The organism is Micrococcus sp. HMSC067E09, assembly GCF_001812555.1.
Lineage (GTDB): Bacteria > Actinomycetota > Actinomycetes > Actinomycetales > Micrococcaceae > Micrococcus > Micrococcus lylae.
In genome coordinates this window covers 44178-55435 of the sequence record NZ_KV809453.1, presented here as the reverse complement: position 1 = coordinate 55435, position 11258 = coordinate 44178, and the positions used below count along the sequence as shown (strand labels likewise).

Below are 11258 nucleotides of genomic sequence, written 5' to 3'. Positions count from 1 at the left end.
GACCAGGACCGGATCGAGTCGGTCAGGTGAGCGCTGGGGCCGGCTGGACCGGTCCTGAAGTCCTGCCTCGCCTTGAGCCTTGTAGCGGGCGACCCAGGTGGCCACCGTGGGCCGGCTCACCCGGAACTTAAGCGGCCACGTGGGATTGCGGGATCCCGTCGTTCAGGTGACGGTGGACCATCCTGAGACGGCCGGTGGGGGTCAGGGGTGCGTTAGCGTGAGTCATGAGTGGGCCTTTTCGCGCGGATGGGTTGCGTAGGAACTTCCATCCTGTGGGAGAGGCCCACTCGTCTCATCTCAGCCCGGCACCGATGTCAAGAACCTCATGACCCACAACACCTAGAGGGTGGGCGGACAGGATAGGAGCGGTGTGGGACGCCACCTCCACAATGGAGGGATGAGCCTGCCCGAACGTGAGAGTCTGCGCCGCATCATCCACGAGGTCACCGCCTGGTCCGCGACGGCGCGGGAGATCGTCCAAGCACGCTCGGCCGTGGCGGCTGCCCGGAACGGGGCCGCCGCGGCCCTGTCCAACCGGGTCCTTGAGGTGCGCAACGGCGAGAGCACGGCATGGCGGCTGTTTCCCCTGCACCCGGAGGACGCGCCTCTGCTGCAGGCCTTGGAAAACTGGAACCGGATGGTGCCGTTGGACGGGGGACAGCGGGCGTCGGTGGAGTCGCTGCTCCAGGGTCCGGATGAGGACGCGGCGGCCGTGGCCCCGCTGCTGTCCTGGCGGCGGGTGCTGCTCGGCGGTCGGCGGCGGGCAGCGGCAGAGGCGGCGGCCCACCGGCTGGTCGCCTTCCACCACGAGGGCATGCGCAATGCCGTGGAGGCGATGCTCGAGCGCATCCGCCCGGGCCGGGGCGTCCTGCCGGACGGACACGCCCTGATGCAGGCCGCCGCGGACGGACGGTTGCGGCTGCACGAGCACGTGGACGGCATCGGTGCGGCACCGACTCTGTTGGGTGCGGCAGAGCTGCCCGGGCTCGCCGAGGACGGGATGCGCGTGGAGCACGCGGTGCGCACGGAGGCCGAGCGCCGCCGGCTCGTGTTGGCTGCCGGGGACAGGGTGGTCCATAGCCTGGCCCGGGAGCGGCTGCAGCAGATGCCGGTGGAGGTCCTGAGGGACGTCACCGAGGGGCGGATCCCCGTGCAGCGACTGCGGGAGGCGGGGGTGGACACGGCGTGGGAGGCGTTCGTGCGGCGTGAGGAGTTGCAGCGGTACCCGGGCATCGGCGCGGTCATGGCGGAGCGGTGTGCGGCGGCTGCGCTCGGGCTGCACGGGCAGGTGCGGGAGGAGGTGTCCGTGGCGCTGGACCCCGGCCACGAGGATGCCGCTCCGCATGGCCCGCTGACCGAGCTGGTGCACCGGCTGCGCGCCTGGGAGCCGGTGCGTCCGGTGCACCACCGGGCCCGGCAGCTGGCCTTGGCTGCGGCCTTGGCCCCCGCGGCACGGGCCCTGTATGAGGGTGCCACGCATCTGCTTGTCTCCGCCGGGGATATGACGGCGGCACAGTTCCGGGAGGGCGTGCGGCAGGTCCATGAGTTCGCAGACGGGCTGCCGGATCCGGATCGTCCGGTGGGAGAGACGGAGGATGCCTGGGCGGATGTGGCGGCACGGCCGGCGGTGTTCGCCGCACTGCTGGAGGAGCTGGAGCTGGTGGCCGCGGACTCGCGCCGCGCAGAGGGCATGCTGCCGGAGGATGTGGTGGAGGCCGTGCGTGCCCAGCCGTTGGACCGCTCCGCGATGTCCGAGCACACCTCCCTGCGCGGGTACCAGGACTTTGCCGCTCGGTTCGTGCTGGTGCAGCGCCGAGTGCTGATCGGGGATGAGATGGGCTTGGGCAAGACCGTGGAGGCCTTGGCGGCGCTTGCGCACCTGTGGGCGCAGGGGGCCCGGCGGATGCTGGTGGTGTGCCCGGCAGCGGTGGTGCCGAACTGGATGCGGGAGATCGAGCAGCACACGCAGGTGCCGGCTCACCGTCTGCATGGCCCGGCCCGGTCTGCGGGCCTGGCCGCCTGGCGGCGTGAGGGCGGTGTCGCAGTGACGTCCTTCGGCTCGCTCGGAGCCGTGATGGGGGACCGGGACCGCCCTGGGCAACGGTCGGAGGCGGCCGCCGTGCTGGCGCCGCAGGCCCTGGTGGTGGACGAGGCGCACTATGCGAAGAACACCTCTGCCCAGCGGACGGCCCGCGTGCGGGCCCTGGCCTCCCGCACCGAGCACGTGGTGCTGCTGACCGGCACTCCCCTGCTGAGCCGGCTCGAGGAGTTCCGGGCTCTGCTGGGGATCCTGGACGAAGAGCTCGAGCGTCGGACAGAGGGGATGGCCGGCCCGGCGTTTCGGGAGGCCGTGGCCCCGTGGTACCTGCGCCGTAACCAGGAGGACGTGCTGGTGGAGCTGCCGGAGGCGATCGAGGTGGAGGAGCTCGTGCCGTTCTCCGCGGCTGACGAGGACCAGTACCGGCAGACCGTGGCGGACGGGACGTTCGCGCGGCTGCGCCAGGCGGCGTTCCTGGCCGGTGCACGGTCAGAGAAGGTGCAGCGGCTGCTGGACATCGTGGCCGGGGCGGCCGAGGCCGGGCAGCGGGTGCTGGTGTTCAGTGCGTTCCTGGGCGTGCTCGAGGTGTGCCGGCGGGAGCTGGAGCGCGCCGGCGTGCCCGTCCGCGGGCCACTCACCGGCGCAGTGCCCCCTGACGCCCGCCAGCGGCTGGTGGACGGGTTCGGCGCGGCGCCGGCCGGTACGGTGCTGCTGGCACAGACCGCGGCCGGAGGGGTGGGCCTGAACATCCAGGCCGCCTCTGTGGTGGTGCTCTGTGAACCGCAGTTGACGCCTGCGGCGGAGGACCAGGCGATCGCCCGCGTCCAACGGATGGGGCAGCTGCACCGCGTGCAGGTGCACCGGCTCGTGTCCGAGGAGGGCGCGGACCGGGTGCTGGCCGAGCGGCTGGAGGCCAAACGTGTGGTGTTCGACGAGCACGCCCGTGAGTCCTTCCTGCGCGATGCCGCCCCGGAGGCCGTGGACATCACGGACACCGAGTTGGCCCGCCAGGTGCTGGCCACCGAGCGCGCACGGCTCGGGATCGGCTGACGGCCGGGCGCGGCGAGGACGACGGATTCAGAAGCCGGAGCGACTCCACCGCCGGAACGCGGCGAGCGCGCGCCACACCCCCACGGCGATGGCCGCACCGCTGATCGCGTAGCTGCCGGCGTCCGAGGAGACGAGCCCCCAGCCGCAGATCCAGTCCCAGAGGTCCCGGCCGAGGCTCCGGGGCCGGGCGCCCGCGCCTCGGTTCTTCCGCCGGCGGGCGTCCTGGCGGCCTGCTCCGCCTTGAGTTCCTCCCACTCCTCGGGCGTGGTGTGGTGGTCGTTCTGGTGCTCCGTGGCGCTCCCCTCTGTGGCCCTCCCGTTGCCCGACGACGGCCCGTCAGGCGGCGCTGGGGGCCTGCTCCTCTGCGGCCTCCAATGCCTCGGCCCAGCTGCCGAAGCGGGCCAGGACGGTGACCAGGTGCGGTGCCGACTTCCCCTGCTGCCACTCTGCGTAAGCGCTGGAGGAGGTGGAGCCGACCTCGGCGATGAACCGGCGGACCCAGTCCACGAGGTCCTGGTCCGAGTACCCGTTGTTGCGTCGGTGGTTCGCCTGGCCACCGGCAGCCTCGACGAGGGCACCCCACCGCAGGCGCGTGCGGCGCATGAGGGTCAGCGCGCTGGGTGCGCGGTTCTCCTTGGCCCAGACCGTGTAGGCGTTGTTGGTGAGCTTCGGGCCGAGGTCGGCGATGGCGCCGCGAACCGGCTCCAGCGGGTCGTCGTCCCGGTGGGCGAGGGACTTCCAGTCACGCGACTCGAACACGTTGCCGGTGCAGACTCCGCGGTACACCTCGCCGGTGGCGAGCATGCGCACGGCGGCGTGGCGGAGCGTGGAGAAGGGCACCTGGAGGCGGTTGCGGATGAGGACGTCCGAGGGCATTCCCTCTCGCGCCTGCAGCCACTCGGAGAACTCACGGTAGGTGACCGGCGCCTCCGGAGACGCGAACGCCTCCATGGCCGCAGCCCAGAGATCGTCGTCCGTGAAGACGCTCTCCCGACGCACCGGCTCTGCACGTCGGATGCCGGCAGCGGTCAGCGCGTTGTTCCATCGGCCGAAGCGGGTCGCCACGGTCTGGTGGCCCGGCACGCCTTCCTGTTTCGCCCATGCGGTGTAGGCCGCTGCGGTGGTGGCGCCGGTCTCGGTATGGAACCGGCGCAGGTACTGCAGGAGCTGCTCGTCGCTGGCGCCGCTGCGGAAGGACTTCCGCATGGCGGAGGCCTCGTGGAAGCGGGCACGGCGGCCGAGGAGCTTCTTGAACTCGTCACGCTCCAGGCAGAACCGCCGGGCGCCCTCGTGCAGGTCGACACCGGGGTTCGCCTCCGACCAGGCCAGCACGCTGGCCTTCAGAAACTGCTTCTCCTCGGCGGCCTTGAGCCGACGGTGCTGGGCCAGCTCCGGGGCGGTGTACCCGGAGTCGGCATTGATGATCTGGCGCACGCGCTCGCGTGTCACTCCCCATCTGTCCCCGATCTGCTCCAGGGTGGCGCCATGGCCGTAGGCGTGGGCCATCTGCAGGGCCCGGTCGTCATGCTCGCCCACGGCACGCACGAGCATCGCCTCGATCTGACGACGGCGGGCCGGGGTCAGGGCGGTGGTCGAAGCGGACAGGGACGACGTCATGGCAACCTCACTGGTCTGGTTCCGGCGACCGGCGCCTTGTTGTCCGGTCACTGTGGAACCTACGACGCCGGGCGGACACGATAAGCGCACCGTTGCCTCCTCCCCCGCGGCGGCCTTCCAGTCTCCGGCAAGATGGTGCCCATGTCCTCCTTCACCTGGCTCGCCGTCGACCGCCGGCAGCACCGCCAGATGATGGAGCTCGTGGACCGCTTCCGGGACGAGTCCACCGTGGACGACCTGGGCTTCGGCCGGATAAGGGACGCCTGGGCGGACCGCCTCTTCCCGGGCACCTCCACCCTGCATACCCGCCTGCGCTATGCCCTCTTCGTCCCATGGCTGCTGCGCCGTGCGGAGCGGAAGCAGTCCGTGGAGGAGATCCTGGCGGACTTCCGCGAGGGCGAGTTCCAGCTCATGGGTGCGCTGCGCCGCGGCATGGGCGAGGGCGAGACCGGCATCATCGGCCGTGCCGCCGGTCGGGCCCTGCGTCGGGTGCCCTCGGTCGTCTACTGGGGCATGCTCAGCTCCTGGGGCATCGTCGCCGCCGGGCAGTCGGCACGGGACCACGCGCAGCTCATCCTCGTGGAGCGTGAGGCGGTCCGGAACATGCCGGTGGAAGAGCACGACGACGGCCCGCACCGCCGCCTGCCCGGTCACCTGGACCTGGGCCTTCCGGAGGCCCCGCACGACCTGCTACGGGAGACCACGTTCGACCTCACCGCCGAGGAGGCCGACTACCTGCGGACGATGATCAGTGCCCACGCGCCGTATTCGCTGCTCGGCCACCTCTGCCTGAACCGCCCCGAGGACTGGTCCGCGGACAACCCGCACCCGGACACCTTCGAGGGCGTCCTCGCCCTGGACCTGCCCGCCGACCTGAAGGACGCCGTCCACGCGGCAGTCCGGTTCTCCCGCCTGGCCCACGTGGCGAACCTCCTCTACAACGTCCTGCTGGCCGAGGCCTCCGAGCGCACCACAGGTGACGGAGAGCCGCTCGCCGAGGTCCGCCGCAACGGCCTCGCCGAGGCCTGGGCGGCCTACCGGGTGGGTGAGCCGTTCACGGTCCAGGACCTGGAGCATCTGGCCGTGCCGGGGGCGCCGGCCCGTCCCATGCGTACGGCGGACCTCGAATTCCTGGAGCGCTGGGCCGGGCACGTCGCCGCCGCCGACTCTCCCGACTCCCTGGCCGACGATCCGGAAGCCCGCCGTCTGATCACCGACCGTGAGCACCGCAAGAAGCGGGGGCTCGCACGCCTGCAGAACCGTGCGCGCCTGGACCAGTGGAGCGGCGGCTCAGCACTGGGTCGTCTGCAGTTCCGCTGGCCTGAGGCCCGGGCAGACCTGGAGGACATTTACCGCGGACTGGAGGCCGGCTGATGCTCGATCCCGGAATCCAGACCGTGCTCGCCGACGCCCTGCGTCCGCCGGAGGGCACACGCGTGGACCAGGCGGTGGCGACCACCTACTCGCTGAACCTCACGGCCATGCTTCTGGCTCCACTGGCCTTCGCCCTGGCCGATCCGGAGGGCGCCGAGGACCTGCACCGGGACCCGTTCGCCCTGCTGGACGCGGTGCAGCGGCACATCGGCCACACCACGGTGTTCGTCCAGGCCGGCGGGATCGCGGTGCCCCGCAGCCACTCGCGGATCTTCACGTTCCTCGAGGACTCCGTGGTCCCCGTGGAGCCGCCGTCGGACCAGGGCGTGTTCCATCCCAAGGTCTGGGCGGTCCGGTTCGTCCACGACGACGGCACGCACCGTCACCGCCTCCTCATCGGTTCCCGGAACCTCACCTTGGACGACTCCTGGGACACCCTCCTCGTGCTGGACGAGGACCCTGACGGCCCGGTGGACGGAGGTCCGGCAGCCGACTTCGTCGCCGCCCTGCCCGGCATGGCGCTGGACGAGATGCCCGGCGAGCGTCGGAGCGCGGTGCTCGCTCTGGCCGATTCCCTGCGCCACGCACGGTTCGCCGTCCCGGCACCGTTCACGGACGGACGGCTCCTGCCTCTCGGCCTGGCCGGCGAGAACGGGCATGCCCTGGACGAGCTGCCTTCGGCACACCGGGTGAGACGCACCCTGGCGATCACACCGTTCGCCACCGCCGATGTGATCGTGCGCCTGCGCGGCGGCACCGAGCCGCTCCTCCTCTCCCGCCCGGAGCAGCTCGACCTGCTGGGGCCGGCCGGCTGCGAGGGCTGGGACACCCGGGTCCTGCATGACGACATGACGTCCGGCCTCGAGGACGCCCCGGCCGACGGGGTCCTCGAGGGCGAGACCGAGCAGTCTGAGGCCCCCGACAGCGAGTCCTCCCTGCGCAGCACCGGCCTGCATGCCAAGACGGTGGTGATGGACCTGCTCGGCCAGCGTGAGCGCTCGCTGGTGGTGACCGGCAGCGCCAACCTGTCCCGCCCGGCCTGGACCAGGAACGTGGAGTTCAACGCCGTCCTCCAGGGACCGACCCGCACCTGCGGCGTGGCCGCCGCCCTGGAGCCCCGCGACGGCGGCGTCGGCCTGGACCAGGTGATGACCCGCTACGCCCCTGCCGAACCTGATGCGGACCTGCGGGCGCAGATCGCCGGCTCATTGGAGCTCGAGCGGTTCCACCGGGCGGTGGCCGCCGCCAGCCCGACTCTGGTGGTCACAGCCCAGGGTGAGGACGAGGTGCGGGGCGAGCTGGCCGTCGTCGTGCCTCAGGCCCCGGAGGGGGCCGTGACCACGGCACGGCTGCTGACCCTGCAGGCAGATGCGGCCGTGCCGCTGGCGGACGGGACCGCGTGGACGGTGGCGCCGAAGAACGTGACGCCGTTCCTGGTGTTGGAGAACCGGCTCGGGTCCGGTGAGGCGAAGGTGACCCGGCGCTGCCTGGTGACCCTGCGGCTGGAGGGCGACCTGACCGACCGTCGGCAGGCCTACCTGGAGGAGCTGCTGGACTCCGAAAGCGCGGTGCTTCGGTATCTCGCGCTCCTGTTGGGCATCGACGAGCACGCCCCGGGGGAGGACCTGGCGGCGGAAGCGGAGGCCCTCGAGCAGCTGGACGGGCTCGGTGAGGGCGGGCACGGCGGCGCATGGACGGACGTGGTGCTGTTCGAGCCGCTGATGCGGGCGAGCGTCGGGGACGTGGACGCCCTCGCCGCGGTAGCCGGGCAGGTGGCGGCGCTGCGTCGGTCCGAGAAGGTGCGCGCCCTGATCCCTGCGGAGTTCGAGCAGATGTGGGACACGGTGCTGTCCGTGGTGGCACCGGACGTGCTGGCGCTGAGCCGGGAGGAGCGGCCATGAGCGCGCGACCGGACGTGGAGGCCATGCTCGGCACGCTCAAGCCGTTCCAGCGGGCCACCGTGGAGCACGCCTTCGGTCACCTCTGGGGCGAGGACGCGACCGACCGGTTCCTGGTGGCGGACGAAGTCGGGCTGGGCAAGACGCTGATCGCCAAGGGCGTGGCCGCGAAGACCATCGAGCGGCTGTGGGAACGGGACCCGGCCGAGGGGCCGATCACCCTGGTGTACATCTGCTCCAACGGGCAGATCGCCCGGCAGAACCTGGCACGGCTCAGAGATCTCACCGGCGGCGAGGTGCAGGACAACGCGGACCGTCTGACCCTGCTGCCGCTGGCTATGGGCCGGCAGGATGCCGCCGCGCGGGTGAAGATGCTGGCGTTCACGCCGGGAACCTCGCTACGACTCGGCGACACCACCGGCAAAGGCGAGGAGCGTCGGCTGGCACTGCTGATGCTCGAACAGGTGCTCGGCGAGCGCCTGGACACGGAAGGCTGGATCTCCTTCTTCCGCGCAGGCTCCTACGCGAAGAACTTCCGCGATGCCCTGGACTGGATGCGGACCGAGGCGCCGGAGCAGTTCCCGGACGAGGTGATGGCCCGGTTCCGTGAGGCGATCGAGAGACGTGACGGCGGCCGGGCGAGCCTCCTGGAGGACCTGCAGGAGGCGTACGGGAGATTCTGGCGGGACAGCGATCCGGAGGAGGACGTCTGGGGTGCCGAGCACTGGGTGCGGCGTGAGCTGATCGGCCGGCTGCGCATGGCGATGGCGGACGCGGCCGTGGACTCGCTGGCCCCGGACCTGGTGATCTTGGACGAGTTCCAGCGGTTCAAGGACCTGTTCGACGAGCAGGCCTCGGGACTGTCTGCGGAATCGCGACGACTGGCCCAGCGGGTGCTCTCCAGCCCACGGACGAAGTCCCTGGTGCTCAGCGCGACGCCGTACAAGATGTACACGCTCCCGGACGAGCCAGACGGCGAGGACCACTACCGGGACTTCACCTCCACCGTGCGGTTCCTGGCCGGTCCGGAGGAGGCAGAGAAGATCCAGGAGGACCTGGGCCGGGTGCGGCAGGGCATGCTGACGAGGACCCGTGAGGGGTTGGACGCGGCTGTGGCCGCAACGCAGGACGCCGGGGCACGGCTGCGGCGGGTGATGTGTCGCACGGAGCGGGTCAGCTTCACGGAGGGGCACGACGGCATGGTGGAGTCCCGGCCGCTCGGGGCCATGACGGTGGCGCCCGAGGACGTGGCGTCCTGGCGGCTGGCCGACGAGCTGAGCCGGGCCGTGGACGGCTACGACGTGTTCGAGCTGTGGCGGTCGGCGGCCTACCTGCCGAACCTCATGGACCGCACCGGGTACAAGGTGCAGAAGAACTTCCTGGAGTCCCTGGCCCCCGGCGCCGGGGGCGAGGGCGCGGTGGCGACGGAGGCCAGCGCCGCCAAGGCGGAGGCCGTGGTGCGCAGGGCCGGTGACGGCCTGCTGGACTGGGAGTCCGTGGAGCGGTTCGAGGAGCTCGGGCTGCCGAACGCGAAGCTGCGCGCCCTGGTGGAGGACCTGGACGCGCACCGTGCATGGGAGCTGGCCTGGATGCCGCCGGCGCTGCCGTACCTGCAGCCGCGTGGGGTGTTCGCGTCCGAGGGGGCGCAGGCGTTCACGAAGCGGCTGGTGTTCTCTTCCTGGTCGGTGGCGCCGAAGGCGCTGTCAGCGCTGGTGAGCTACGAGGCCGAGCGACGGATCGTGGCGGCGTCCCGGGCGCAGCGCGACGAGCGGCGCCGCTACTCGGACAAGCGCCGGCTCTCCACGCTGGCGTTCGGCATGGACCGCGCGAACGGGGTGCCGAGGAACCTGCCGAACCTGACGAACGTCTACCCCTCCCCCACGCTGGGGCGGCTCGGCGACCCCTTGGCGCTGGCCCGGGAGGCCGGTGGTGCTGTCGCCCCGGAGGAAGCCGTGCGGGTCGTGGCTGAGCGGGTGCGGTCGGCGCTGGCAGAGATCGGTCTTGTGCCCGCGGCTGCGGAGGCAGGTGACCGCCGCAGGCGCTGGTACGGCGTGGCACCGGTGCTGCTGGACCTGCGGAGCGGGGCCCTGCAGGTGAAGGACCTGCAGGGCATCGAGCGTGCCTTCGCGGAGCGCCGTGCCGAGCGTGGCGACGAGGAGGCGGACCTGTCCTCCGCGATGGCCGAGCACCTGCGCTGGGCGGTCGACGCCTCCGTGGAGGAGCTCGGCGACCCGCCGACGGATCTGCCGGAGGTGCTGGCGGAGATGGCCTTGGCCGGCGGTGGCGTCTGCGCGCTGCGTGCGCTGGCACGCTCGGCAGAGGCCGTGGAGCTCACGGACCGCCGGCTGCTGCGCCGTGCCGCGGAGACGGCGGTGCACGGGCTGCGCGCGCTGTTCCGAAGTCCGGAGGTCTCGGCGCTGGTGGGAGCGGCCGCCGGTGAGGCGACAGCAGGGGCCAGTGAGGACGCGTACTGGCGGCAGGTGCTGCACTACTCGATGGCCGGAAACCTGCAGTCCGTGCTGGACGAGTACGCGCACCTGCTGGTGGAATCCGAGGGTCTGAGGTCTGCCGCCCCGCCGGAGCGGTGGGAGGCGCTGGCGGCGAGGATCAGCGGCGTCGCCGGCCTGACCGCGGCCTCGGCCAGGGTGGAGGACATCCGTGCCGAGGACGACGGGGTGACGGTGGCGGAGCGGTCTCTGCGCACGCATGTGGCGGTGCGTTTCGGCGGCTCACGGTCCGGCACGGAGAAGGCGGAGCAGCGGGAGGGTTCGGCACGCGAGGCGTACACGTCCCCGTTCTGGCCGTTCGTGCTGGCGTCGACCTCCGTGGGGCAGGAGGGCCTGGACTTCCACACGTACTCGCATGCGGTGGTGCACTGGAACCTGCCGTCGAATCCGGTGGACCTGGAGCAGCGAGAGGGCCGCGTGCACCGGTACAAGGGCCACGCGGTGCGGAAGAACCTGGCGGCGCGATTCGGCGCGGAGGCTCTGGCAGCTGCGGGATCCGATGTGTGGGCAGATCTGTTTGACGCCGCGGTGGCGGCGGAGCCGGAGGACTCCGTGGGGCTGTCCCCGTTCTGGATCTACCCGGGCGCGGCGAAGGTCTGGCGATTCGTGCCGGCCATGCCGCTGAGCCGTGAGAAGCGCCGGCTGGGCCGCCTGCAGCGCACGCTGGGCGCCTACCGCATGGTGCTGGGCCAGCCCCGCCAGGAGGAGCTGGTCAAGTACGCCGGCGAGGTGGACGTGGACCTGACGATTGACCTGCGGCCTGGGGCAGGCTGA

The 11258-nt window shown here is 71.9% G+C and carries 5 protein-coding genes and 1 pseudogene; 4 read left to right on the top strand and 2 right to left on the bottom strand.

From position 1 onward, the window contains the following. Positions 1 to 226: pseudogene (locus HMPREF2863_RS12385) on the bottom strand (helix-turn-helix domain-containing protein); the annotation flags it as partial. A gap of 171 nt (positions 227 to 397) precedes the next feature. Between HMPREF2863_RS12385 and HMPREF2863_RS10605 the strand changes: the two are divergent. Then, the gene (locus HMPREF2863_RS10605; protein WP_070640032.1) at positions 398 to 3088 is read left to right on the top strand and encodes a DEAD/DEAH box helicase; all 2691 of its coding nucleotides are present in this window, start codon (positions 398 to 400) and stop codon (positions 3086 to 3088) included. A gap of 336 nt (positions 3089 to 3424) precedes the next feature. Here HMPREF2863_RS10605 and HMPREF2863_RS10600 read toward each other — a convergent pair whose 3' ends face one another. After that, positions 3425 to 4705 carry a homing endonuclease associated repeat-containing protein gene (locus HMPREF2863_RS10600; protein ID WP_070640030.1) on the bottom strand — a complete coding sequence of 427 codons (1281 nt, stop codon included), beginning with the start codon at positions 4703 to 4705 and terminating at the stop codon, positions 3425 to 3427. 141 nt (positions 4706 to 4846) lie between these two features. On the opposite strand from HMPREF2863_RS10600, the gene HMPREF2863_RS10595 reads away from it, so the two are divergent. Genes HMPREF2863_RS10595 through HMPREF2863_RS10585 form a run of 3 tightly spaced genes read left to right on the top strand, consistent with a single transcriptional unit; the run spans position 4847 to position 11258 of the window. Next, positions 4847 to 6079, top strand: coding sequence for a DUF6361 family protein (locus tag HMPREF2863_RS10595; protein ID WP_070640027.1), 1233 nt, complete (start codon positions 4847 to 4849; stop codon positions 6077 to 6079). Then, positions 6079 to 7980: a phospholipase D-like domain-containing protein gene (locus HMPREF2863_RS10590; protein ID WP_070640024.1), complete on the top strand. Its 1902-nt coding sequence runs from the start codon at positions 6079 to 6081 to the stop codon at positions 7978 to 7980. The genes HMPREF2863_RS10595 and HMPREF2863_RS10590 overlap by 1 nt, the downstream gene beginning before the upstream one ends. Then, a complete protein-coding gene (locus HMPREF2863_RS10585; protein ID WP_070640021.1) occupies positions 7977 to 11258 on the top strand; it encodes a helicase-related protein in 3282 nt (1093 codons plus the stop codon). Before HMPREF2863_RS10590 ends, HMPREF2863_RS10585 begins: the two co-directional genes overlap by 4 nt.